This is a genomic window from Mesorhizobium sp. UC74_2 (assembly GCF_042701485.1).
In the GTDB taxonomy this organism is placed as follows: domain Bacteria; phylum Pseudomonadota; class Alphaproteobacteria; order Rhizobiales; family Rhizobiaceae; genus Mesorhizobium.
This window is the reverse complement of sequence record NZ_CP170562.1, coordinates 3,276,668-3,301,440: the sequence shown is the minus strand read 5'-3', so window position 1 is coordinate 3,301,440 and position 24,773 is coordinate 3,276,668. Positions and strand designations below refer to the sequence as shown.

The window sequence follows — 24,773 nt, the reverse complement described above, 5'->3', positions numbered from 1 at the left end:
AATTTTGATGAAAGGCATTATTCTAGCGGGAGGCTCGGGAACAAGGCTCTACCCCATTACCATTGGTGTGTCGAAGCAACTGTTGCCAGTGTACGACAAGCCGATGATCTACTATCCGCTGTCGGTGTTGATGCTGGCTGGAATTCGCGATGTGTTGATCATCACGACACCCGAGGATCGGTCCAGTTTCGAGCGTCTTCTCGGTAGCGGTTCGCAGTTTGGTATCTCGATTTCTTATGCCGTTCAGCCACGTCCCGATGGCTTGGCGCAAGCGTTCATTATTGGCGAAGAGTTCATTGGCAAGGACGGGGTCTGCCTTGTTCTGGGGGACAACATTTTTTATGGGCAAGGCTTCACCCCCATGCTCAAGCGCGCTGTCTCACGCGAAAAGGGCGCGACTGTATTCGGCTACAAGGTGAAGGACCCGGAGCGCTTCGGCGTTGTCGCCTTCGATGAAGAGTTGCGTGCGATTTCAATCGAGGAGAAGCCTCAGTATCCGAAGTCAAATTACGCGGTTACCGGTCTTTATTTCTATGACAATGACGTCGTTGCCGTCGCTAAGGATGTTAAGCCTTCCCATCGGGGTGAATTGGAGATCACCAGCGTTAATCAAGCCTACCTTGATCGCGGTAATTTGAGCGTTGAGATTCTTGGTCGCGGGTTTGCTTGGCTCGATACAGGCACTCACGAAAGCCTCTTGGAGGCGAGCATGTTCGTGCAAACTATAGAACACAGGCAGGGTTTCAAAATCGCCTGCCTGGAGGAAATTGCATTCTACAACCGTTGGCTTGATGCTGCTGCGCTTAAAAGTAAAGGCGATGCGCTCGCAAAAAACGGATATGGGCAATATTTACTTTCTCTAGCGGCGGGCAACTGAAATGCCCGAGATCATTCGCTTGAATTTTCGCTCATTGGGTGATGACAGAGGCACTCTGGTTGCGCTGGAGGGTAATCGTAACATCCCTTTTGCGATCAAGCGGGTTTATTACATGACGGGTATGTCGTCAGACCATCCGCGAGGCTTTCATGCCCACAAGCTCTTGCAGCAAGTGGCCATCTGTGTAGCAGGCCGCTGTAGGATGGTTCTGGATGATGGCGTTGAGCGCAGCGAAGCTTTGCTGGATTCGCCGGACAGCGGAATTTTTATCGGCAATATGACATGGCGGGAAATGCATGATTTCTCGGGCGATTGTGTGCTGCTGGTCCTAGCCAGCGAGCTATATGATGAGGCGGATTACATCCGCGACTACGATGAATTCTTGAAAGCCGTGAAACATGCCTAAGATCCATCCTTTCGCCGATGTAGCAGAAGGCGTTGCAATTGGAGAGGATACACGCATCTGGCAGTATGTCGTGGTGTTGAAGGGGGCTCGAATTGGCTCGGGATGTAATCTCTGTGCTCATACTTTTGTGGAAGGTGACGTAGTTGTCGGCAACAATGTGACTCTTAAGTCCGGAGTCTTCCTTTGGGACGGCACCCGTATTGAAGACGATGTTTTCATCGGACCAAACGCGACTTTCACGAATGACAGAATGCCTCGCTCAAAGGCATATCCGGAGAAATTCCTAGGTGTAACGGTTAGAAGGGGCGCAAGTATCGGTGCAAATGCGACGATACTGCCAGGGATCATCATTGGTGAACATGCGATGATTGGCGCCGGTGCGGTCGTCACAAAGGATGTGGAGCCATATTGCGTCGTCGTCGGCAATCCTGCGCAAATTATCAGAAAGCTCCCGCATGATTAAGTTTCTAGATCTCCAGGCCGTCAATCGGTCCTATAGAGATGAGTTGCTTGACGCCTGCGCACGCGTCATCGATTCCGGTTGGTATATCGGTGGCAAGGAATTATCCATTTTCGAGCAAAATTTCGCAGCCTACTGCGGCACGAAGCACTGCGTGGGCATGGCCAATGGGCTCGATGCCCTCGTGCTCACCTTGCGCGCCTGGAAAGTGCTCGGTCGCTTGCGGCCGGGAGACGAAGTCATAGTTCCCGCCAACACTTACATTGCTAGCATCTTGGCAATTACGGAAAACGAGCTCGTTCCCGTTCTTGTCGAGCCGGATGAGAGGACATTCAATCTTAGCGTCGCCGGGGTAGCTAGTGCGTTGACTGCCAGGACAAAGGTCATTCTGCCGGTTCATCTTTATGGGCAGATAACCGATATGCCGGGGATCATGGAGCTTGCAAGTAAGCACGATCTGCTCGTCCTGGAAGATGCGGCTCAAGCCCATGGAGCCGAAATCGCAGGTCGGCGTGCCGGGAGTTGGGGGCATGCCGCAGGTTTCAGCTTCTACCCTGGGAAGAATCTGGGAGCGCTCGGTGATGCTGGAGCGATGACAACAGATGATGAAAATCTCGCCAGGACTGTTCGCTCGCTTGGAAACTATGGATCGATAGAAAAATATCGTTGCGACTTCCAGGGTGTGAACAGCAGGCTGGACGACATTCAGGCGGCGATGCTTGATGTTAAATTGAAGCACCTCGATGGTGAGATTTCAGCTCGGCGTCGTGTTGCGGGCGCGTATCGAAGTGGTATCCACAACAAAGCGGTTACGGTTCCCTTCTGCAATGATGAGGCTGGCCATGTCTGGCACCTGTTTGTCTTGCGTTGCCGCAGACGTCCAGAACTGCAAGCGCATCTACAAGCATTGGGTGTTCACACACTTATCCATTACCCAATTCCGCCACATCGACAGAAGGCTTACCCTGAACTGTCTTCTTTGAGCCTGCCATTGACGGAGTCGATTCACGATGAGGCCTTAAGTCTGCCGATCTCATCTGCCATGGCAAAGGCGGAGATAGAGGCGGTTATTGCCGGCGTTAATTCGTTCCTTTCGTAACTGAGTGGCTCAGGGGCATTGCAAATGGACATTTGCTTTGCTGCTATTTCGTTCGAAGCACGAGGCGGCCTTCGATCTCCTCGGTCGGAATATGGTTGCCGGTATCTGGCGCTTTGTATAGAAGCTGCCCAACGGCCATCGTCATTCCTCGGCCGCGTTCGCAAAAAGAAAATCTATGAGTGTCAAAGACATGGCTATTCCTTTTATTGATCTTGCTGCTCAGCAGAGCCGGATTCGCAGCAATCTGGACTTAGCCATTTCAAATGTTTTGGATGAGGGCCAGTACATAATGGGTCCTCATGTTGCCAATTTTGAACGAGCAATCGCTGAATATTGCGGCGCCAAGCATTGTCTATCATGTGCGAATGGTACAGATGCTTTGCAGTTGGCCTTGATGGCTTTGGGTATCAAGGCTGGTGATGCGGTGTTTGTTCCCGCTTTTACATTCGCGGCTACCGCGGAAGTTGTTCCGTTTCTGAATGCGACGCCGATTTTTGTCGACGTCGACGAGAATACATTCAACATGGATCCCGAAAGCCTCAAACGTGCGATAATTTTTGCCAAATCCGCAGGGTTCAGGCCGGCCTGTGTCATCCCGGTTGATCTGTTTGGGCTGCCCGCTGACTACGATCCGATCATTTCGATTGCACGCGAAAACGGCATGTTCGTGGTTGGAGACAGTGCCCAGGGCTTCGGCGGTGTGTATAAGGGCAGGATGACTGGTTCTCTTGGGGACATCACCACGACATCATTTTTCCCGGCAAAGCCACTTGGCTGCTATGGAGATGGCGGTGCCGTCTTCACGGACGATGATGATCTGGCCAGCTTGATCGACTCTTTTCGGGTGCACGGGAAGGGCACTCATAAATACTACAACGATCGGATTGGTATGAATAGCAGGCTGGATACGCTCCAGGCGGCCATTCTTATCGAGAAGCTGGCCATCTATGAGGATGAAACCAAAGCGCGTCAACGGATCGCTGAACGGTATAATTCCGGGCTATCGAATCGATATGCCACTCCTTATGTTCCTGATGGTTCTTCCAGCATCTGGGCGCAATACACCTTGAAGATGCGGGATCAAGGGGAGCGCGATGCGTTTCAGGCGCGGGCCAAAGACGCGGGAATACCGACGGTCATCTACTATCCTGTCCCTCTTCATCGTCAAAATGCTTATAAAGACTTCCCTAGCGATCCGGCAGGTTTGTCGATCAGTGATGATCTATCCAAACGCGTAGTCAGCTTGCCAATGCATCCTTACCTGACAAGAGAAACCCAAGATGTAATCATTGAGGCTGTCGGCGGTTAACAAGCGGAACCGCAACATTTTTGCTATGGGCGTTGCGAAGCGCCGTGTGGTTATTTGTGGCGATGACGACGCCCGCGATCGGGGTTAAGCAGCAGTCTGCTCACTAGTTGAAGGCAGATCAAATTGTGCCGTGGAAATGCTTTCTATGAAAAGGCTCTTTGATATTGTCGCGGCCACATTAGCGCTCATAATTTTCGCGCCGTTTATCGCAGTTGGCATCTTCATTGTGCGTTGGACTTCACCAGGGCCAGGCATATTTCGTCAGGTGCGAGTCGGGCGCAGGGGAAAGCACTTTTGCTGTTACAAGATGCGAACCATGTTTTATGGGTCGCCATCGGTTCCCACACATGAGGCGACTGTTTCGCTCATAACTCCAACCGGTCAGTTTCTGCGGCGTACAAAAATTGACGAGCTACCCCAACTTTGGAATGTCTTAAAAGGTGAGATGAGCTTTGTGGGCCCTCGCCCCTGCCTTCCTTCGCAAGACAGGCTGGTTTCGGAGCGACAGGCTTTGGGGGTTCTTGAGGCGCGTCCAGGCATTACAGGGCTGGCACAGGTCCGGGGCATCGACATGTCCGACCCGGTACGCCTTGCCCGAATTGACGCCGAGTACCTGGAGACCGCTACCTTTCTCGGCGATCTGTTGATTATCCTGAAAACAGTTTCCGGCGGCGGACAGGGCGACAAGGTCGGAATATAATTTTTTCCCGGCCTTTTCTCAAAGGCGAGGGATGTCGGCCCTGTTGCTGGCATTTTCATGCGCGGCATTCTCATGCGCGGCATTCTCACCAGCTTTTTTATACTCCGGAACGATGTGTGTCAGAAGTTCAAGCGCTCGTGCGGCATTCTCATGTGTGATAACGTCTTCGAGTGAAGCGAGCGACTTCAGAAGCAGGGTCTTGTCGGTAACGCGCGGGGATGCAACGACGTATCCATCCGCTGTCTGCATCTTTTGCACTTCCGACGGATCGAAAAGCTCTTCGTAAAGCTTTTCGCCAGGTCGTAGTCCCGTATAGATGATCTCGATATCAACATAGGGTCGAAATCCGGCGAGCTGTATCATGCGTTCTGCCAGGTCAACAATTCGAACTGGCTTACCCATGTCCAGCACCATGATCTTGCCGCGCTTTTCCTGCTCATCCTCATCGTGGGCCGAGGCGTTCAGAACCAATCGAACCGCCTCAGGTATGGTCATGAAAAAGCGAACAATGTTCGGGTGGGTAACCGTAATGGGGCCGCCGTCTATGATCTGTTTCTGAAAGCGAGGCACCACGGACCCGTTGGATCCAAGCACGTTGCCGAAACGCACGGTTTTGAAGCGTGTCTTAGGCGAATCGACATCCAGTGACTGACAGTAGGCTTCCGCCGCTCGTTTCGTGGCCCCCATGACATTGGTTGGATTGACCGCTTTGTCGGTTGAAATCATGACAAAGTTCGCAACGCCGTGTTCAACAGCTGCGTTGGCGACATTTCGCGTTCCCAGTAAATTGGTCTTGATGGCTTCCAGCGGATTGTCTTCCACTAGGGGGACATGCTTGAGAGCCGCCGCATGAAAGACGGATGCCGGTTGGAATTTAGAGAATAAGGCTGAGACCCTGGCCTTGTCGCGCACATCCATGATGCACGTAATAACATCCAGGCTCGGATAAGATTCGCGAATTTCAATATCCAGGGTATAGAGATGAAACTCCGAACTGTCGGTGAGGATCAGTTGCCTTGGACCGAATGCGGCAATCTGACGGCATAACTCCGATCCAATGGAGCCAGCAGCTCCGGTAACTAGAATGATCTTGTTATTGAGCATATCGGATACAACTTTGAGGTCGGCAACAACCTCAGGCCGACCGAGTAGGTCACCTAACTCAATAGCCTTGGGTTGCAGGACAGAACCACTGGTTAGGGCAGAGGTAACCGTGAAGTCGGGAATGCGCGACGCTTTGATGCCCAGGCCTGAGGCTTTTTCAACAATTTCCGCCAGTTGATTTCGAGCGTGTCCCGCGTCTGTCAATATAAGCTCGGATATCTTGTATCCTCTTTGATCAAATCTGCTAACAATCGACGAAAGAGCGGAGAAGTCACCCAGTACCTTCACCCCTTGTATCATTCTGGACTGATTAAGTAATCCGTCGTCCAGGATCCCGATGACATTGAACTCACTTTTTGTTCCGCGGCGATTTGCGCGAATGAAGCTTTCTGTATTATCCGTGAGGCCGTACAGAAGAACGTTACGGGATTTTCGCGCGAGACTAGCGTTGTCACTAGAAGGGGCAAAAAAAGCTCGCTCCATTAGCAGTCTGTAAATTAACCTGGAGGAGGACAAGCCTGCTATCAGGTAAAGTAACGTGAGGACGGGGGCCGATCGGGGAAGATTCGATCCGCGAGTCACAAGGAAAGAGATCACAGTGTAAGTTATGACAGTAAACAAACTTACCCGAATTATATTTGTAAGATCCGGGATGGAAACGTATCGCCACGACCCTCTGTGCGCCGAGAAGAATAAGTAAAACAGGAAAAATATGGCGACGAATCCAAAGGCTTTTTCTTCTATACCGGGTATCGATCTCGTGATCTTCAGATCGTACCCGAAAATAGTTACATAAGAAAGCGTAAATGCAGACAGTGCTGTCAGCATGTCCAGGCAAAAACCAGTGTACCTCCGTAGAAGCTCTGGTGAAGTGAGCTTCTCAATACTCACGCGAGGGTTAGGTTTCTTTTTCATATAAATCTTATTTGTTCTTTGTTTCTGGGGCTTCGAAAGAGAGGAGTATGCATTTTCGACGATGGTATTTCGCGTCGATGCTGTACCTCTCTTGGAAACTTAACCGCTATCCGGGCTGTCGATATTGGCAGCTCGACCAATACCATAATATTTCCATCCGCTGGCACCCAATATCGCGGGCGAGTAGAGATTTCTTCCATCAAAAATGACTTTGTTTTTTAGAAGCCGCCCGATTTTTTCAAAATCGGGCGCCCTGAACTGCGGCCACTCCGTGCAAATGATCAGCGCATCTGCATCGATTAGCGTGTCGTATTTCTCGTCGCACAATACCAGATCAGGCCTGATACCGTAGAGCCGTTGGGCTTCCTCCATTGCAACCGGGTCGAACGCTTGGACGTTGGCTCCGGCTTCCCACAGTGCTTCCATCAGCGTTCGGCTTGGCGCTTCGCGCATGTCGTCGGTATTGGGCTTGAATGCGAGTCCCCAAACTGCAAGTGTTTTTCCCCTCAACTTGTCAAGGCCGCCAAAGTACTGGGCAAGCTTCTGGAAAATCCGGCTCTTCTGACGGTTGTTGACGTTTTCAATGGCTCTAAGAAGTTCGGCGTCATAGCCTAGCTCACGGGCTCTATGCTCTAGCGCTCTGACATCTTTTGGAAAGCAGGAGCCGCCATAACCGGCGCCTGCGTAGATAAAGTGATACCCGATGCGTGGATCTGAACCTATCCCGGTTCGAACCTGCTCTATGTCGGCTCCAACCAGCTCGGCAATATTCGCCAGTTCGTTCATGACGCTGATTTTGGTCGCGAGCATAATGTTGGCTGCATACTTTGTAAGCTCTGCCGAGACGACGTCCATAAAGATCATGCGGTTGTGGTTTCGGTTAAAGGGCTCGTAGAGGGTGCGCATAAGCGCGCCCGCGCGCTTAGAATTTGTGCCAACGATGATGCGATCTGGCTTCAAAAAATCGGCAATCGCCGCGCCTTCTTTCAGGAATTCCGGATTGGAAACGATGTCGAATTGTAGCGGGCCGATGGTCGTCTCACGGTGACGTGCGTCAAGAACACTCTGTACTCTTCCTGCAACTCTCCGCGCGGTTCCAGCTGGAACCGTGGATTTCGTTACGATCGCGCGGTAGCCGTCCATGTGGGCGGCAATTCCTTCAGCGACCGCGAAGATGTGACTCAGGTTCGCGGCACCGTCGCTTGCAGGAGGAGTGCCGACTGCTATAAATTGGATTTCGCCATGCCGTGCCGCCGCGGCAGTGTCGGTTGTAAAGCTCAGGTTGCCGTTCTCCAAATTGCGGCGAACGATGTCCTCTAACCCTGGCTCCCAGATAGGCAGTTTGCCATGGGCAAGGCCCTCGATCTTGCCTTGATCCACATCCATGCAAAGTACCGAATGACCGACTTCGGCAAGACAGGCACCGGTGACCAGCCCAACATATCCAGTTCCGAAGATGGTGACTTTCATGCTGCTTTCCGGATTCTTCTTGGATAACTTGTAGGGATGGTATGCCCTTGTCTTGTTAATGAGGGGGATTGGAGCGGTCAAGCAAACCCGGAATTGGCTCGACGCGCGACTCGTGCGGATTTTTCCGATTTTCGATCTTTGGAGATTTTTGTTTCGCGCAATGGCCGCTGAAGGGGGTAGTTTGCCTGTAAGGCATGCCATCTATTTGCTACAGCGCAATTGTGCCGTCCGGCTGTTTCCATGTGATCAGCTGTTGGCTTCTTATATGCGGTCGATTTTGTGATGAAGGGTACGTGGCATGAATGCGGCTCTAACCCACCTCCAGCGGCTGGAAGCGGAGTCCATCCATATCTTCCGTGAGGTTGCGGCCAATTTCTCCAAGCCGGTGATGCTTTATTCAGTGGGCAAGGATTCTTCGGTCCTCATGCATCTGGCGATGAAGGCCTTTTATCCAGCCAAGCCGCCGTTCCCGTTCCTGCATGTCGACACGACCTGGAAGTTCCGCGAGATGATCGCCTTCCGCGATCAGATGGCAGAGAAGCTCGGCTTCGACCTTTTGGTGCACGTCAACGAGGACGGTGTGCGCGACAACATCAACCCGTTTGACCACGGTTCGAACGTGCACACCCACATCATGAAGACGGTTGGCCTGCGCCAGGCGCTCGACAAGTATGGCTTCGATGCCGCATTCGGGGGGGCCCGCCGCGATGAAGAGAAGTCGCGCGCCAAGGAACGCATCTTCTCGTTCCGCAATGCCAGCCATGCCTGGGATCCAAAGAACCAGCGGCCGGAGATGTGGAACATCTACAACACGCGCATCGCCGCTGGTGAATCGATCCGTGTCTTCCCGCTGTCCAACTGGACCGAGCTCGATATCTGGCAGTACATTCTGCAGGAAGACATCCCGATCGTGCCGCTCTACTTCGCCAAGGAGCGGCCCGTTGTCGAGCGCGACGGCATGCTGATCCTGAAGGATGACGACCGCATGAAGCTGCGTCCTGACGAGGTGGTCGAAAACCGTCTGGTGCGCTTCCGCACTCTCGGTTGCTACCCACTCACGGGTGCCATCGAATCCAGCGCCGACACGCTGGAAGCCATCGTCGGCGAGATGCTGACGGCGCGCACCTCCGAGCGGCAAGGGCGCCTGATCGACCGCGACGAGGCCGGCTCGATGGAAAAGAAGAAGCGCGAGGGGTATTTTTGAGAATGCGCCATGTTCCGGCAAAGACCCTCGAGCCGAGCAACGAGGTGCGCGACTATCTGGCTGCGCAGGAGAAGAAATCGCTGCTGCGCTTCCTAACCTGTGGCTCGGTGGACGACGGCAAGTCGACGCTGATCGGCCGCCTGCTTTCCGACACCAAGCAGATCTTCGAGGACCAGCTGGCGGCACTTGAGCGCGATTCCCGCAAGCACGGCACGACCGGTGAGGATGTCGATTTCGCGCTGCTGGTCGATGGTCTCGAGGCCGAACGCGAGCAGGGCATCACCATCGACGTTGCCTACCGCTTTTTCGCCACGCCGAAGCGCAAATTCATTGTCGCCGACACGCCGGGGCATGAACAATACACCCGCAACATGGCGACCGGCGCTTCTACCGCCGATCTCGCCATCGTGTTGATCGATGCACGCCAGGGCGTGCTGCGCCAGACAAGGCGTCATTCCATCATCGCCTCGCTGCTTGGCATCCGCCACATCGTCCTGGCGGTGAACAAGATCGACCTGGTCGGTTTTGACCGTGTCACCTTCGATCGCATCGTTGCCGAATACCGGGATTTCGCGCGTGACCTCGGCTTCGAAAGCATCGCGCCGATCCCGATGTCGGCGCGCTATGGCGACAATGTCTCTATGCGTTCGGAGCGCCTGGCCTGGTATCAGGGGCCGACTCTGATCGAGCATCTGGAGACTGTCCCGGTTGACAGTGCTTCGGCGGAACAGCCGTTCCGTTTTCCCGTTCAATACGTGAACCGGCCGAACCTCGATTTCCGTGGCTTTGCCGGCACTGTCGCGTCCGGCTCGGTGTCGCGTGGCGACGAGGTGGTGGTGGCGAAGTCCGGCCGCTCGGCCCGCGTCAAGCGCATCGTCTCTTATGGTGGCGACCTTCAGAAGGCCGTTGCTGGCCAGGCGGTAACGCTGGTGCTGGACGAGGAAGTCGAGGTCTCGCGCGGCAACGTGCTGGTGCAGCCGGATGCGCGCCCGCAGGTGTCCGATCAGTTCGCCGCCAATCTGGTGTGGTTCGACGAACAGGGATTGCTTCCGGGCCGCTCCTACATCCTGCGCACCGAGACGGATGAAGCAAGCGCGACCGTCACCGAGCTGAAGCACCGCCTCAACATCAATGATTTCGCGGAAGAAGCAGCGAAGTCGCTGGAGATGAACGAGGTCGGCGTCGTCAACATCTCGACCCGTACACCAATCGCTTTCGACGCTTTTGCTGAAAACCGTTCGACCGGCGCGTTCATCCTGATCGACCGCATCACCAATGCGACCGTCGGCGCCGGCATGATCCAGCATGCGCTGCGCCGCGCCGAGAATATCCACTGGCAGTCGCTCGATGTCGACAAGCGTGCGCGCTCCGACATGAAGCACCAGCGCCCGGCGGTGTTCTGGTTCACCGGGCTTTCGGGCTCGGGCAAATCGACCATCGCCAATCTGCTTGAGAAGAAGCTCGCCGCAACGGGGCGCCATACCTATCTGCTCGATGGGGACAACGTGCGCCATGGCCTCAATCGTGACCTTGGTTTCACCGACGCCGACCGCGTCGAGAACATCCGCCGTGTCGCCGAGGTGGCGAAATTGATGGCGGATGCCGGTCTGATCGTGCTGGTCTCCTTCATTTCGCCGTTCCGCGCCGAACGGCGTCTGGCGCGCGAACTGATGGCTGGCGGCGAGTTCGTCGAAGTGTTTGTCGATACGCCGTTCGACGAATGCGCTCGTCGCGATCCGAAGGGACTGTATGCGCGGGCGTTGCGCGGGGAGATCAAGAATTTCACCGGCGTCGATTCTCCCTACGAGCCGCCGGAGAACCCGGAGATCCGCCTTCAAACCGTGGGCAGGACCGTTGAAGAGATGGTCGATATTCTGGACGACTGGCTGGCCGAGCGTGACAAGGCAGAGACGCAGTATGAAAGCGGCGGCGGCATCTAGATGAGCCCCGTGGACGCGACCGCTGACGCGGCGATGCTTGCCATACTCGAAAGGCTGTCCCTGGCCGCCGGCAGCGCCATCATGCGCATCTTCCATGAAGGCTGCGCTGTCGACGCCAAGGCGGACGCCTCGCCGGTAACGGAAGCCGACCGGCAGGCCGAGCAGATCATCCTGGCCGGTCTGCGTGAAATCTATCCGGATATCCCTTGCGTGGCGGAAGAAGAGGCTAGCGCTGGTATCCTGCCGGCTTCGCTGGGCGAAGCCTTCTTCCTGATCGATCCTCTCGATGGCACCAAGGAATTCGTCAAGCGAGGCAATGACTTCACCGTCAACATCGCGCTGATACGCCATGGTGCGCCGGAGGTGGGTGTCGTCTTCGCGCCATGCTCGGGAAAGCTTTATTCGGGGCGGCCGGGCAGGGCGGAAATGGCAGATGTCGATGCCGACCTCGGCGTTGCCGAACGCCGGTCAATCACCGTGCGTGCAGCAGCTTCACCGCTAGCCGTAGTCGCCAGCCGCTCGCACCGCACCGCGGAAACCGATGACTACATCGCGACGCTCGGCCAGACCGAGATTGTCTCGATTGGCTCGTCGCTGAAGTTCTGCTTGCTGGCGGAAGCCGTGGCCGACATCTATCCGCGCTTCGGTCGCACCATGGAATGGGATACAGCGGCGGGAGACGCGGTATTGCGCGCCGCAGGGGGCAGCACTTCGAACTCTTGACGGCGCGCCGCTCATCTATGGCAAGCGCAACCAGGTGGACGACGCCGATTTCGCCAACCCGTTCTTCATTGCGAAGGGCAGGTGAGGCTTTCTGTCCCGCCAGGAGAGGTGTCTGAACAACCGCTGTAGCGGAGGCGATGCTCGACCGGCGTCGCCTGTCTCACTTGCCTGCAAACACCGGCGAAGGCAGTTGCCTATTCCGCCGCCTGCGCCGAGTTCGAGCCGATATAGTTGCGTATCGTCTCGATGACGCGATCCTGGTCGGCTTCGCTGAGATAAGGATGCATCGGCAGGCACAGGATCCGGTTTGGCAAGCCCTCCGATACCGCCAGGCCCGTTGGCGTGCGCGGGAAGTGGCGATAGGCAACTTGCTCGTGCAGCGGCTTGACGTAGTAGATGACGGACGGAATTCCCTTTTCCTGAAGGTGCGCCTTCAGACCGTCGCGCTTTGGCGTTTCAATGGCGTATTGCGCCCACGCCGAACGCGTCCCGTCGAGGTTGCGCGCTGCGGTAACAATGTCACCGAGTCCGTCGGCATAACGCGCCGCCACCTTCTGGCGGGCTACCATCTCGTCTTCCAGGATCGCCAGCTTTTCGATCAGGATCGCCGCCTGCAGTGTATCGAGGCGCGAATTGATGCCGACATGGACATTGTCGTATTGCGTCTCGCCCTTGCCATGGAAAGCGAAGGACCGCAGCTTTTCGGCGAGCGCTGCATCATTGGTAAACATGGCGCCGCCGTCACCATAACAGCCGAGCGGCTTTGCCGGGTAGAACGAGGTGCCGGCAACGTGCCCGAAAGTCCCGCATTTGGCATTGTCAGCGGTGCCACCGATGGACTGCGCCGCGTCTTCGATGACCAGCAGGTTCTCACGCTTGGCAATCGCCATGATCGCGTCGTAGTCGGCGGCAAGGCCGAACAGGTCGACAGGGATGATCGCCTTCGGCTTCAGCCGACCCTCGGCCTTCACCATGGCGATGGCCGCTTCCAGGCTTTCGATGTCGATGTTGTAGGTCTTGGCATCGACATCGACGAAGATCGGTTCGGCCTTGGCCAGCGCCACCACCTCGGCGGTAGCCGCGAATGTGAAGCTTGGCCCGAACACCGCATCGCCAGGCCCAATGCCTGAGGCATAGAGAGGAAGCAGCAGCGCGTCAGTGCCATTGGCACAAGCCACCACATGCTTGACGCCAACGTAGTCGGCCAGCTTGGCTTCGAATTCGGCGACCTGCGGCCCCAGAATATAGCGGCCTTCCTCAACGACCTTGTCCATGGCCGCTTTCAGCCTGTCGTGGATGCGTGCGCGCTGCGCGCCTAGATCGATGAACTGCATGTCGGTTCCGAATTTTGCCTGATAACGCGCCGCTGGTACCAGAGTTGCACGCCGTGCGAAAGATTTGCAGCCGGGCTGCGGCTTTAGGCAGCGGCGATCCTCGTTACCAGCAGATGTCGGCCTGCTTGCGCAAAAAGCCGCAAAGCCAAGCTTTTGCAGCGCTTCTTGTGCGGCAGACCGCAACGGCACCGCAATCCGCGAAACATAATGTGATTGCGCCGGCCGCTGTTAGCCGGCGACGGCGGCACTTTCGACAAGCTCCCGCCGCGACGGCGGATTGGCGCCGGCACGGGAAACGGTGATGGCGGCGGCCTTGGCGCTGAAGGCGAGCACCGTACGGATCTGGTTTTCGGAAAGGCCGGCGATTGCCTGCTTGGACAGCAGTCCTTGATCGCGCAGTGAGGCGAGGATTCCGGCATTGATCGTGTCGCCCGCACCTACCGTGTCGACGACTTTGACTGGCTCGGCGGGCACCGAAACCGAATGGTTTCGGGAAAAGCCACCACGCCCTTGGCGCCTTGCGTTACCACAATCAGGCTGGGCCCCAGTTCAAGCCAGCGCGCGGCGATGTCTTCGAGGCTGCCTGTCTCGCCAAACCAGTCCAGATCCTCGTCGGAGAGCTTCACGATGTCTGCGAGCGCCAGCATCCGCTGCATGCGTGCGAGATGCCTCGGCTTGTCCTTGATGAAGTTCTTGCGGATGTTGGGATCGAACATCATCACCCGCTTGTCGTGCTCGCGGCGCATCAGCGTTTCATAGGTTGCCCCGCATGGCTCCTGGATAAGGCTGACACAGGAAAAGTGCATGGCCTCAACCATGTCGCCGACGGCGGGCAAGTCGGCTTCAAGCAGCATGCGGCCGGCCGTGTTTTCATCGTAGAAGAGGTAACTTGCGTGGCCGGCGTTGAGCCGTACGAAGGCCAGCGTCGTCGGCAGGTCGGCAAACTTGATGAAGTCGAGCGAGACATTACTGGCGACAAGGGCGTTGCGCAGCATGTCGCCGTAAAAATCCGTCGAGATACCGGTGAAGAAACCAACCGGAATGTCCAGACGACCGAGCGCCACTGCCGTGTTGAACACCGCCCCCCCGACATAGGGTGCGAAAGCCGCTTCGCCCGCCATGGTCTCGCGCGGCAACATGTCGATGAGGGCCTCGCCGCAGCACAGGATCATGCGCTCAAGCTCCGGTCGGGTAGATCACGCCCTTGCGGACGATGATGTTGGCGTAGAGCCGTGGCTCCGATGTCTGGACGATGGCATGGGCGGCTTTCACCCTGGCATAGAAATCGGCGCCGGGCATGGCGGTCACCTTGCGACCGGGCGCTCGTTTGGCACAGACCGCCTCGATCTCGCCATGGACGGGGTCGACCAGTTTCGGATCGCCTTTTTTCGAAGAGCGGAACAGCGCTTCTTCGACAAAGTCATCCACCGGCAGAACGGAAAGGATGGCATCGAGCATTGGCACCAGGTCGACGCCGTCCGCCCGGATCAGGCGGGTAGCCTGTTCCTCGGCTGGATAGTTGCCGTCGACGATGGCGATTTCGTCGCCGTGGCCCATGGCGCGCAGCACGGCAAGAAGTTCGGGCCCGAGCAGGGGAGAAATGCCGATCAGCATGTCAGAGTGTTCCGGATGTGGAGGTTGGGCCGACGAGGAAACGGTCGGATAGCGGCAGGCTGGCGCCGCCGAGCGCACGGGCATGGATGCCGACGGTGCCTTCGCGCACGGTTGGCAGTTTGAGGCCCTCGGCATCGACTTTGTCCAGTGCGCTGCCAACGGCCTTGACGAGGCGCGCACGGATCGTGGTGGGCATCCAGCCGTCAATCACCGCTTCCTCGAAATCGATCACGGAAGATGCGGAGGCAATGGCGTAGGCGAGGGCATCGGCAGCGTCGGCAAGCCACGTGTCGAGCTCCGGCCCGATGTCGCCCCATTCCTCGGGTGACGTCCAAAGGTGCTGGGCATCGACGCCGCGCAGCGCGAGCGCCTTTTCCAGCGTCGCGATGGAGGCAACGTCGATGAGCTGCATTGGCCTGCCGTCCGGTCCAGGCACTGGCATCGACCCAAGGGCGCCGGCATTACCCGTCGGCCCGCTGTAGATGCGACCGTTGAGCACGATGCCACCGCCGGCAAAGGCACCGATATAGAAATAGACGAAGTCGCGCACATCCAGGGCATTGCCGAAAACAAGCTCGGCGCCGCAGGCCGCGGTCGCGTCGTTTTGCAGATAGACAGGGAAGTCACACAGCGCCTGGATGTCGGCGCGGATGTCGCGATGACGCCATTCCTCCATGATCGAACGCGGCGCACCGGCCGCGTCGGCCCAGCTCCACAGTTCGAAAGGTACGGCGATGCCGAGGCCTGAGACGCGCCGGTCCTGGGCTGGCGTCAGCTCCGATCTCAGTTTGGCGACTCCTGCCGCAACGAAATCCACGGTCTCCGATGGCGCCGGATAACGGTAGGAGTGGTGCAGCATCGCGCGCACCTCGCCGAGGAAGTCGATCAGCACCAGTTCGGCGCTGCGGCGGCCGATCTTTAGACCGATGAAGAAGGCGCCTTCCGGATTGAGCGCCATGGGAATGGACGGCTGGCCGATGCGTCCACGCAGCGGTTCGCGCCTGAGCAGCAGACCCTCGTCCTCCAGCTCACGCATGATGACGGAGACGGTCTGCGCCGAAAGGCCGGTCATGCGCGCGATGTCGGATTTTGCGAGGCCGCCATGCTGGCGCACGAGCGAAAGCACGAGCCGCTCATTGTGGTCACGCATGCCGCTCTGGTTCGTGCCACGGTGGAGACGGCTGGCCGCCGGCTCGCCCGAACCGTGCTTTTGAACGCCGTCGTCCAACAGCTTCCTCCCTCCCGTGATTTCTTGTCTGACTTTTGGCCGAGAATCAGCCGGCTCCGCAAGTGTGTCAATAATAAATAAGAGTGATTTAATTATTGACTCGAGGTTGCGATTGGTGTTTCGTTTGTGCCGGGGAGCTCACCGGGAAAAGCAGACGGGCGCCTCGGCGGTGCACATTCAGCTGGCCGCGATCTTTGGTTCTGGGAGGAGTACCTCAATGCGATTTTCTGTTCTCAAGACGTCCGTGTTCGGTGCTGCGGTCGCGGCACTCGCAAGTTTTGCCGCGCCTGCCTCGGCAGCCGACGTCGGCGCATGCCTGATCACCAAGACCGACACCAATCCGTTTTTCGTCAAGATGAAGGAAGGCGCCACCGCCAAGGCGAAGGAACTGGGGGTTACCCTGAAGACCTATGCCGGCAAGATCGACGGCGACACCGAAAGCCAGGTCGCTGCGATTGAAAGTTGCATCGCCGACGGCGCCAAGGGCATCCTGATCACCGCTTCCGACACCAAGGGCATCGTGCCGACCATCAAGAAGGCGCGCGATGCCGGCATTCTCGTGATTGCGCTCGACACCCCGCTCGAACCGGCCGATGCCGCGGATGCCACCTTCGCCACCGATAACCTTTTGGCCGGCAAGCTGATCGGCCAATGGGCTGCAGCCACGCTCGGCGACAAGGCCAAGGATGCCAAGATCGCGTTTCTTGACCTCACCCCGTCGCAGCCAACCGTCGACGTGCTGCGCGATCAGGGCTTCATGATCGGTTTCGGTATCGATCCCAAGGACCCCAACAAGATCGGCGATGAAGATGATCCGCGCATCGTTGGTCACGATATCACCAACGGCAACGAAGAAGGTGGCCGCAAGGCGATGGAGAACCTGCTGCAGAAGGATCCTTCCATCAACGTCGTCCACACCATCAACGAACCGGCGGCAGCGGGTGCCTATGAGGCACTGAAAGCCGTCGGCATGGAAAAGAACGTCCTGATCGTATCGGTTGACGGCGGTTGCCCGGGCGTGAAGAACGTCGAAGGCGGCGTCATCGGCGCCACCTCGCAGCAATATCCGCTGCTGATGGCGTCACTCGGCGTCGAGGCGATCAAGAAGTTCGCCGACAGCGGCGAGAAGCCGAAGCCGACGGAAGGCAAGAGCTTCTTCGACACTGGCGTGGCCCTGGTCACCGACAAGCCGGCAAAGGGCGTCGAATCCATCGACGTCAAGACCGGCCTTTCAAAGTGCTGGGGTTGATCTGAACCCACAACGGCGTGACATTGCCCTGCGCATCGGCCCAAAAATCGGGTCCGATTTTCGGAAAGCACGATGCGCGGTTTCTAAGTGTTAGAGCGTCCTTGGCGCGTCCGATTGGACGCGCGGCGCTCTAAGCGGGTGCTCTCTTGGCGGAGCACCCTCTCACCCTGCTGTCTTCTGGCCGGGGAGGGGGCATCGGCGCGCCGGCGAGGCATCACCACCTTAGGCATATGACGGGGCGTAGTCCCCGATCGGGAGGAGCCGACATGACCGACGCTTCGGCGGATGCCAGGCGACCGCAGGAATTCGAGAAAGTGCTGACTGGAGCCGACACTGCCGTGGCGGACTTCGACACGCACACGCGTTCGACCCTGGAAAAGATACAGCATTTCCTGCATTCCAATCCGGCGGCCGTGCCATTGATCGTGCTGGTAGTCTCGGTGCTGATCTTCGGCCTGATCATCGGCGGCAAGTTCTTCTCGGCCTTCTCGATGACGCTGATCCTGCAGCAGGTCGCCATAACCGGCGTGATCGGCGCGGCGCAGACACTGGTCATCCTCACTGCCGGCATCGATCTTTCGGTGGGTGCCATCATGGTGCTGTCGTCGGTGGTGATGGGGCAGTTCACCTTCCGTTACGGTTTGCCGCCTTCGATCGCAATCCTCTGCGGCTTTGCCGTCGGCGCGCTGTGCGGCTGGATCAATGGTGCGCTCGTCGCCTATATGAAGCTGCCGCCTTTCATCGTCACACTTGGCATGTGGCAGATCGTTCTGGCCTCGAATTTCCTCTATTCAGCCAACGAAACCATTCGCGCGCAGGATATCGAGACGCAGGCGCCGATCCTGCAGTTCTTCGGCAACAATTTTCGCATGGGCAACGCGGTCTTTACCTATGGCGTCGTCGCCATGGTACTGCTGGTCGCCGTTCTCTGGTACGTCTTGAACCACACCGCCTGGGGCCGCCATGTCTACGCGATCGGCGACGATCCGGACGCGGCCGAGCTGTCGGGGGTGCGTGTCACCCGCATGCTGCTGTCGGTCTATGTGCTGTCGGGCCTGATCTGCGCACTCGGCGGCTGGCTGCTCATCGGCCGTATCGGTTCTGTTTCGCCGACGGCTGGCCAGTTCGCCAACATCGAATCCATCACCGCGGTGGTGATCGGCGGCATTTCGCTGTTCGGCGGGCGCGGATCCATCCTCGGCATGCTTTTCGGGGCGCTGATCGTTGGCGTCTTCTCGCTCGGGCTGCGCCTCATCGGTACGGACCCGCAATGGACCTATCTCTTGATTGGCGTGCTGATTATCAGCGCCGTCGCCATCGACCAATGGATCAGGAGGGTCGCAGGATGACCACGGAACCCATTCTCACCGCACGCGGGCTGGTCAAACGGTACGGCCGCGTCACGGCACTGAACAACGCCGATTTCGACCTCTATCCAGGTGAAATTCTGGCCGTCATCGGCGACAACGGTGCCGGAAAGTCGTCGCTGATCAAGGCGATCTCCGGGGCCGTTACGCCGGACGAGGGCGAGATCCTCCTGGAAGGCAAGCCGGTACAGTTCAAGTCTCCGATGGAGGCGCGCGCCGCCGGCATCGAGACCGTGTACCAGAACCTCGCCTTGTCGCCGGCCCTGTCCATCGCCGACAACATGTTTCTCGGCCGCGAGATCCGCAAGCCCGGCATTCTTGGCTCCTGGTTTCGTATGCTCGACCGCACGGCGATGGAAAAGCGGGCGCGCGAAAAGCTCACCGAGCTTGGCCTGATGACCATCCAGAACATCGGCCAGGCGGTCGAGACTCTGTCAGGTGGCCAGCGCCAGGGTGTGGCTGTGGCGCGCGCGGCGGCTTTCGGCAGCCGCGTCGTCATCATGGACGAGCCGACGGCTGCACTCGGTGTCAAGGAGAGCCGGCGTGTCCTGGAACTCATCCTCGACGTGAAGCGGCGCGGCCTGCCCATCGTGCTCATCTCGCATAACATGCCGCACGTTTTCGAGGTGGCGGACCGCATCCATATCCATCGGCTTGGCCGACGTCTCACTGTCATCAATCCGAAGGAATATTCGATGTCGGATGCGGTCGCCTTCATGACCGGGGCGAAGGCTCCGCCGGAGGCCGCCGCGGCCGCTGCATGATCTGCCGATTGCGCCCGGAGTGCATTGCGATATGCTCTGGGTGCAATGCGGAATATTAGCAATATTAAATCGATTGAAAAATTCCGATCGGCTGTCTAGTCTGGACCGGAACGTCCTGCTATGCATGCTTTTTGAAAGGCAAAATCGGTTCTCGGCGAGATGAGTGAGCTCTGATCGCCGGTCGCGCGAGAGGCAAGATGACCCGCACCAAGACGCCGAGTGTCCCGCTGCCAGATCTCGATCATCCGGACCCTCAGACGCTCGCGTCCGAGGTGCTGATGGCGCTCAAATATCGGGTCGGCAAGGATACCACGGTTGCGACGCCCTACGATTGGTTGACAGCTTCGATCAAGGTGGTGCGCGACCGCATCATCGACCACTGGATCAGCGCTACAAAAGAGACCTACGATCAGCAGGAGAAGCGCGTCTACTACCTGTCGCTCGAGTTTCTGATCGGCCGGTTGATGCGCGACGCGTTTTCCAATCTCGACATCATGGAACCGATGCGCGAGGCGCTGTCCTCGCTTGGCGTCGACCTCGACGAGATCGCCACGCTCGAGCCAGATGCCGCGCTCGGCAACGGCGGTCTGGGCCGGCTTGCCGCCTGCTTCATGGAATCAATGGCGACCGTCGACGTGCCGGCCCACGGCTACGGCATCCGCTACGCCAACGGCATGTTCCGCCAGGAGATACAGGACGGCTGGCAGGTGGAACTGCCAGAGACCTGGCTCGATCATGGCAACTCATGGGAGTTCGAGCGGCGCGAGCGCTCCTTCGAAGTCGGCTTCGGCGGCTCGGTGGAATCCGTGACGGCCAGGGATGGTCGGCTCGAGCGGCATGTCTGGAAACCCCTGGAGCATGTGCTGGCGGTTGCCTATGACACGCCCGTGGTCGGCTGGAAGGCCAAGCGTGTCAACACATTGCGGCTCTGGTCCGGCATGCCCGTCGACCCGATTCTGCTCGACAAGTTCAATGCCGGCGATCACATCGGCGCGCTGGCTGAAAGCAACAAGGCGGACGCGCTGTCGCGCGTGCTCTACCCGGCGGATTCGCACAAGGCTGGCCAGGAGCTGCGCCTGCGGCAGGAATATTTCTTCTCGACCGCTTCGCTGCAGGACATCCTGCAGCGTCATCTCAGCCAGTATGGCGAGCTGGAATCGCTGCCGGACAAGGCCGCCATCCATCTCAACGACACCCACCCGGCTGTTGCCGTGCCGGAACTGATGCGGCTGTTGATGGATGTCCATGGCATGGATTTCGCCAAGGCCTGGGACATCACCAAGCGAACGTTCGCCTACACCAACCACACGCTGCTGCCGGAGGCGCTGGAAAGCTGGCCGGTGCCGCTGTTCGAACGGTTACTGCCGCGGCACATGCAGATCGTCTACGCCATCAATGCCGAGGTGCTGCAGGAAGCCCGCGCGACAGGTCGTTTCTCCGGAGACCAGATCGCTTCGATCTCGCTGATCCAGGAGAACGGCGATCGCCGCGTGCGCATGGGCAATCTTGCCTTCGTCGGTTCGCATTCGATCAACGGCGTGTCGGCGCTGCATACCGAATTGATGAAGCAGACGGTGTTCGCCGACCTGCACCGGCTCTATCCGGACCGTATCAACAACAAGACCAACGGCATCACGCCGCGACGCTGGTTGATCCAGTGCAATCCCGGCCTGACGGCACTGGCCCGCGAAGCCATTGGCGATCGTTTCCTCGACGATATCGCGGTCATCAAGGATCTGGACCGTTTCGCGGACGACGCGGCATTCCGCAAGAAGTTCGCAGCCGTCAAGCGTGCCAACAAGGTGCGGCTGGCCAACCTGGTCGCCGACCGGCTTGGGATTCGCGTCGATCCGTCGGCGTTGTTCGACATCCAGATCAAGCGTATCCATGAATACAAGCGCCAGTTGCTCAACATCCTGGAGGCGGTGGCGCTCTACGACCAGATCCGCTCGCATCCGGAGAAGGACTGGACGCCGCGCGTGAAGTTCTTCGGCGGCAAGGCGGCTCCCAGCTATCACAACGCCAAGCTGATCATCAAACTGGCCAACGACGTTGCCAGGGTCATCAATGGCGATCCCGCTGTTCGCGGGCTGCTCAAGGTCGTGTTCGTGCCCAACTACAATGTCAGCCTCGCCGAGATCATGATGCCGGCCGCCGACCTGTCGGAGCAGATCTCGACGGCCGGCATGGAAGCGTCGGGTACCGGCAACATGAAGTTCGGGCTGAACGGCGCGCTGACCATCGGTACGCTTGACGGCGCCAATGTCGAAATGAAGGAGCATGTCGGCGACGACAACATCTTCATTTTCGGCCTGAAGGCCGATGAAGTGGCCGAACGCCGCCGCAGCGGCTACCAGCCGCGCGCCGTCATCGAGGGTTCGCCGGAATTGGCGCAAGCCATTTCAGCGATCTCGTCCGGGGTGTTCTCTCCACATGATCCGGACCGCTATCGCGATCTGATGAATGGTCTCTACGACAGCGACTGGTTCATGGTCGCAGCAGATTTTGACGCTTACGCCGCCAAGCAGCGCGAGGTGGACGCGGTCTGGAGCGACAGCGCCGACTGGAACGCCCGTGCCGTCCGTAACGTTGCACGTATGGGTTGGTTCTCGTCGGACAGGACGATCCGCCAGTACGCGAAAGAAATCTGGAACGTGCCTGTGTGATGTGATTGCATGGGGCCATGTCCGTGGCCGTGGACCCAGGGAGGGGTGCCGTTTGACAAAAAAGCCGCGCGCGACCGCGACGAGCGATCAATCTGACGGGTCGGCTCCAGCCGCCGACGTCAAGGCGATTGCGGCGGGTACGCATGGCAATCCCTTCTCGGTCCTTGGCATCCAGGAGGCCGGAAAAAGTTTTGTCGCGCGGTGTTTCATTCCCGATGCCAAGACCGTCACTGTCTATACCTTGGCCGGCAAGGCGGTCGGCGAACTCCTCCGTCGCGGCGAGGCCGGTTTTTTCGAAGGGCCGATCGCAGTCAGCAGACGCCAGCCGGTGAAATATCACGCCCGCAATGCTGGCGGCGACTGGTGGATCACCGATCCTTATTCGTTCGGACCGGTCCTGGGTCCAATCGACGATTATTACATGGCGGAAGGTTCGCATCTTCGCCTGTTCGACAAGCTGGGTGCGCATCTCATCGATCATGAGGGGGCAAGTGGTGTGCATTTCGCCGTCTGGGCACCCAACGCCAAACGCGTTTCCATCGTTGGCGATTTCAACGCGTGGGACGGCCGCCGCCATCCGATGCGGCAGCGGCGGGACAGCGGCATCTGGGAGATATTCATTCCGGACCTGGGCGAGGGACGACCCTACAAATACGAGATCGTCGGTGCAAAGGGTGTTCGCCTGCCGCTCAAGGCCGATCCCTTCGCTTTCCGCTCGGAATTGCGGCCAGCCACTGCTTCGGTGACGACCGCGCCCTCAAGTCACAAATGGGGTGACACCGCGCATCGCAAATTCTGGCGCGAAGCGGAGGCGCGCCGCCAGCCTATCTCCATCTACGAAGTTCACGCCGGATCCTGGCAACGCAACGAAGACGACAGCTTTCTCACCTGGGATGAACTGGCGGAGCGGCTCATTCCGTATGTGATCGATACCGGCTTCACGCACATCGAACTGCTGCCGATCTCGGAACATCCTTACGATCCGTCCTGGGGTTATCAGACCACTGGTCTCTACGCACCGACCGCTCGTTTCGGCGACCCGGAGGGCTTCGCACGTTTCGTCGACGGTGCGCACAGGGCTGGCATCGGCGTCATCCTCGACTGGGTGCCAGCGCACTTCCCGACCGACGAATTCGGGCTCGCCAGGTTCGATGGAACCGCCCTTTATGAACACGCTGACCCACGCAAGGGCTACCAGCCCGACTGGAACACGCTGATCTACAATTTCGGTCGCCGCGAAGTACTTTCCTTCCTCGTCAACAACGCGCTCTACTGGGCCGAGAAATACCATGTCGACGGGCTGCGCGTGGATGCGGTCGCCTCGATGCTTTACCTCGACTATTCCCGCAAAGCTGGCGAGTGGATCCCCAACGAGAAGGGTGGGCGCGAGAACCTCGAGGCTGTCGCGTTCCTGCAACGCATGAACAAGGAACTCTACGGTACCCATCCCGGCGTCATGACGATTGCCGAGGAATCCACTTCCTGGCCGAAGGTTTCGCATCCCGTGCACGAGGGCGGGCTGGGTTTCGGCTTCAAGTGGAACATGGGTTTCATGAATGACACGCTGGAATACCTTGCCCGCGAGCCGATCTTCCGCAAGCACCACCACAACCAGATCACCTTCGGGCTGATGTATGCCTTCACGGAGAATTTCGTGCTGCCGCTCTCGCATGACGAGGTGGTTCACGGGAAGTCGACGCTGATCGGCAAGATGGCCGGCGACGACTGGCAGAAGTTCGCAACGCTGCGTGCCTACTACGCGTTCATGTGGGGATATCCCGGCAAGAAATTGCTGTTCATGGGACAGGAGTTCGCCCAGCGCCGCGAATGGAGCGAGGCCCGTGCACTCGACTGGAACCTGCTGCAGCATCTTCCGCATCGCGGCGTGCAGGATGCGGTGCGCGATTTGAATCGCCTTTATCGTGAAAAGCCGGCGCTGCATGAACGTGACTGCGAGCCGGACGGCTTTGAATGGCTGATTGTCGACGACGCAGAGAATTCCGTGTTTGCCTGGCTGCGCAAGGCTCCTGGTGCCAATCCGGTCGCCGTTATTTCCAATTTTACACCGGTTCCGCGCGAGAACTATCGCGTTCCATTGCCTGAGGCGGGCACCTGGCGCGAGATTATGAATACCGATGCCGTCGCCTATGGCGGCTCGGGCAAGGGCAATGGTGGTGTTGTGGAAGCGCACGCCGAAGGCGATCGTGCGGCGGCACTGATGATGTTGCCGCCATTGGCGACGCTGATGCTGGAATTCGTGCCGGCGACCAAGGGCAGCAAGGTCGAAGGCCGAGTTGGTTCGGGTACGGGGCCACGCGCGAGGAAAACGGCGGCTCCAAGGGCA

Annotated in this window: 17 protein-coding genes and 3 pseudogenes; 14 read left to right on the top strand and 6 right to left on the bottom strand. The window is 58.2% G+C overall.

Going from position 1 to position 24,773, the window contains the following annotated elements:
* Window positions 1–7: 7 nt before the first annotated feature.
* The 6 genes from rfbA (at window position 8) to ACFJIU_RS16030 (ending at window position 4,851) form a co-directional block, all read left to right on the top strand.
* Window positions 8–877, top strand: a complete 870-nt coding sequence (gene rfbA, locus ACFJIU_RS16055; RefSeq protein WP_379061391.1) for a glucose-1-phosphate thymidylyltransferase RfbA — start codon at window positions 8–10, stop codon at window positions 875–877.
* Window position 878: 1 nt separating this feature from the next.
* A complete protein-coding gene (locus ACFJIU_RS16050; RefSeq protein WP_379061389.1) occupies window positions 879–1,283 on the top strand; it encodes a sugar 3,4-ketoisomerase in 405 nt (134 codons plus the stop codon).
* Entirely contained in the window at window positions 1,276–1,746 is a 471-nt protein-coding gene (locus ACFJIU_RS16045; RefSeq protein ID WP_379061387.1) for an acyltransferase, read from the top strand. Before ACFJIU_RS16050 ends, ACFJIU_RS16045 begins: the two co-directional genes overlap by 8 nt.
* Window positions 1,739–2,842 carry a DegT/DnrJ/EryC1/StrS family aminotransferase gene (locus tag ACFJIU_RS16040; protein ID WP_379061385.1) on the top strand — a complete coding sequence of 368 codons (1,104 nt, stop codon included), beginning with the start codon at window positions 1,739–1,741 and terminating at the stop codon, window positions 2,840–2,842. Before ACFJIU_RS16045 ends, ACFJIU_RS16040 begins: the two co-directional genes overlap by 8 nt.
* 175 nt (window positions 2,843–3,017) lie before the next feature.
* On the top strand, window positions 3,018–4,151 hold the full coding sequence (locus ACFJIU_RS16035) for a DegT/DnrJ/EryC1/StrS family aminotransferase (protein ID WP_379061383.1): 1,134 nt from the start codon (window positions 3,018–3,020) through the stop codon (window positions 4,149–4,151).
* Between the two features lie 145 nt (window positions 4,152–4,296).
* Window positions 4,297–4,851 (top strand): sugar transferase, encoded by a 555-nt coding sequence (locus ACFJIU_RS16030; protein WP_379061381.1) that lies wholly within the window; start codon window positions 4,297–4,299, stop codon window positions 4,849–4,851.
* 18 nt (window positions 4,852–4,869) lie between these two features.
* Here ACFJIU_RS16030 and ACFJIU_RS16025 read toward each other — a convergent pair whose 3' ends face one another.
* Both ACFJIU_RS16025 and ACFJIU_RS16020 read right to left on the bottom strand, forming a co-directional pair.
* On the bottom strand, window positions 4,870–6,438 hold the full coding sequence (locus tag ACFJIU_RS16025; protein WP_379061379.1) for a polysaccharide biosynthesis protein: 1,569 nt from the start codon (window positions 6,436–6,438) through the stop codon (window positions 4,870–4,872).
* A gap of 531 nt (window positions 6,439–6,969) precedes the next feature.
* Window positions 6,970–8,340, bottom strand: a complete 1,371-nt coding sequence (locus ACFJIU_RS16020; protein WP_379061378.1) for a UDP-glucose dehydrogenase family protein — start codon at window positions 8,338–8,340, stop codon at window positions 6,970–6,972.
* 298 nt (window positions 8,341–8,638) lie between these two features.
* Between ACFJIU_RS16020 and cysD the strand changes: the two genes are divergently transcribed.
* The 3 genes and pseudogenes from cysD to cysQ all read left to right on the top strand — a co-directional run bounded on the left by cysD (window position 8,639) and on the right by cysQ (window position 12,292).
* Window positions 8,639–9,544, top strand: a complete 906-nt coding sequence (gene cysD / locus ACFJIU_RS16015; protein WP_379061376.1) for a sulfate adenylyltransferase subunit CysD — start codon at window positions 8,639–8,641, stop codon at window positions 9,542–9,544.
* 2 nt (window positions 9,545–9,546) lie between these two features.
* Complete coding sequence (gene cysN / locus ACFJIU_RS16010) at window positions 9,547–11,484, top strand: sulfate adenylyltransferase subunit CysN (RefSeq protein ID WP_379061373.1); 1,938 nt, start codon at window positions 9,547–9,549, stop codon at window positions 11,482–11,484.
* A gap of 33 nt (window positions 11,485–11,517) precedes the next feature.
* Window positions 11,518–12,292, top strand: a pseudogene (gene cysQ / locus ACFJIU_RS16005) (3'(2'),5'-bisphosphate nucleotidase CysQ).
* A gap of 109 nt (window positions 12,293–12,401) precedes the next feature.
* On the opposite strand, the gene ACFJIU_RS16000 reads toward cysQ, so the two are convergent.
* The 4 genes and pseudogenes from ACFJIU_RS16000 to ACFJIU_RS15985 all read right to left on the bottom strand — a co-directional run bounded on the left by ACFJIU_RS16000 (window position 12,402) and on the right by ACFJIU_RS15985 (window position 16,305).
* Complete coding sequence (locus ACFJIU_RS16000; RefSeq protein WP_379061371.1) at window positions 12,402–13,541, bottom strand: DegT/DnrJ/EryC1/StrS family aminotransferase; 1,140 nt, start codon at window positions 13,539–13,541, stop codon at window positions 12,402–12,404.
* Between the two features lie 228 nt (window positions 13,542–13,769).
* Window positions 13,770–14,713 (bottom strand): annotated as a pseudogene (locus tag ACFJIU_RS15995) (carbohydrate kinase).
* Between the two features lie 4 nt (window positions 14,714–14,717).
* Window positions 14,718–15,155, bottom strand: a complete 438-nt coding sequence (locus ACFJIU_RS15990; RefSeq protein ID WP_379061369.1) for an RbsD/FucU family protein — start codon at window positions 15,153–15,155, stop codon at window positions 14,718–14,720.
* 1 nt (window position 15,156) lies between these two features.
* Window positions 15,157–16,305: an ROK family protein gene (locus ACFJIU_RS15985; RefSeq protein ID WP_379073120.1), complete on the bottom strand. Its 1,149-nt coding sequence runs from the start codon at window positions 16,303–16,305 to the stop codon at window positions 15,157–15,159.
* 295 nt (window positions 16,306–16,600) lie between these two features.
* On the opposite strand from ACFJIU_RS15985, the gene ACFJIU_RS15980 reads away from it, so the two are divergent.
* From ACFJIU_RS15980 to glgB, 5 genes and pseudogenes are all read left to right on the top strand, one after another.
* Window positions 16,601–17,632, top strand: coding sequence for a sugar ABC transporter substrate-binding protein (locus ACFJIU_RS15980; protein ID WP_379061367.1), 1,032 nt, complete (start codon window positions 16,601–16,603; stop codon window positions 17,630–17,632).
* A 266-nt stretch (window positions 17,633–17,898) separates the two neighbouring features.
* Window positions 17,899–18,981 carry an ABC transporter permease gene (locus ACFJIU_RS15975; RefSeq protein WP_379061365.1) on the top strand — a complete coding sequence of 361 codons (1,083 nt, stop codon included), beginning with the start codon at window positions 17,899–17,901 and terminating at the stop codon, window positions 18,979–18,981.
* A complete protein-coding gene (locus ACFJIU_RS15970) occupies window positions 18,978–19,763 on the top strand; it encodes an ATP-binding cassette domain-containing protein (protein WP_379061363.1) in 786 nt (261 codons plus the stop codon). Before ACFJIU_RS15975 ends, ACFJIU_RS15970 begins: the two co-directional genes overlap by 4 nt.
* Before the next feature lie 197 nt (window positions 19,764–19,960).
* A complete protein-coding gene (locus tag ACFJIU_RS15965) occupies window positions 19,961–22,429 on the top strand; it encodes a glycogen/starch/alpha-glucan phosphorylase (protein ID WP_379061361.1) in 2,469 nt (822 codons plus the stop codon).
* A 52-nt stretch (window positions 22,430–22,481) separates the two neighbouring features.
* Window positions 22,482–24,683 (top strand): annotated as a pseudogene (gene glgB, locus ACFJIU_RS15960) (1,4-alpha-glucan branching protein GlgB); the annotation flags it as partial.
* Between the last annotated feature and the right edge of the window lie 90 nt (window positions 24,684–24,773).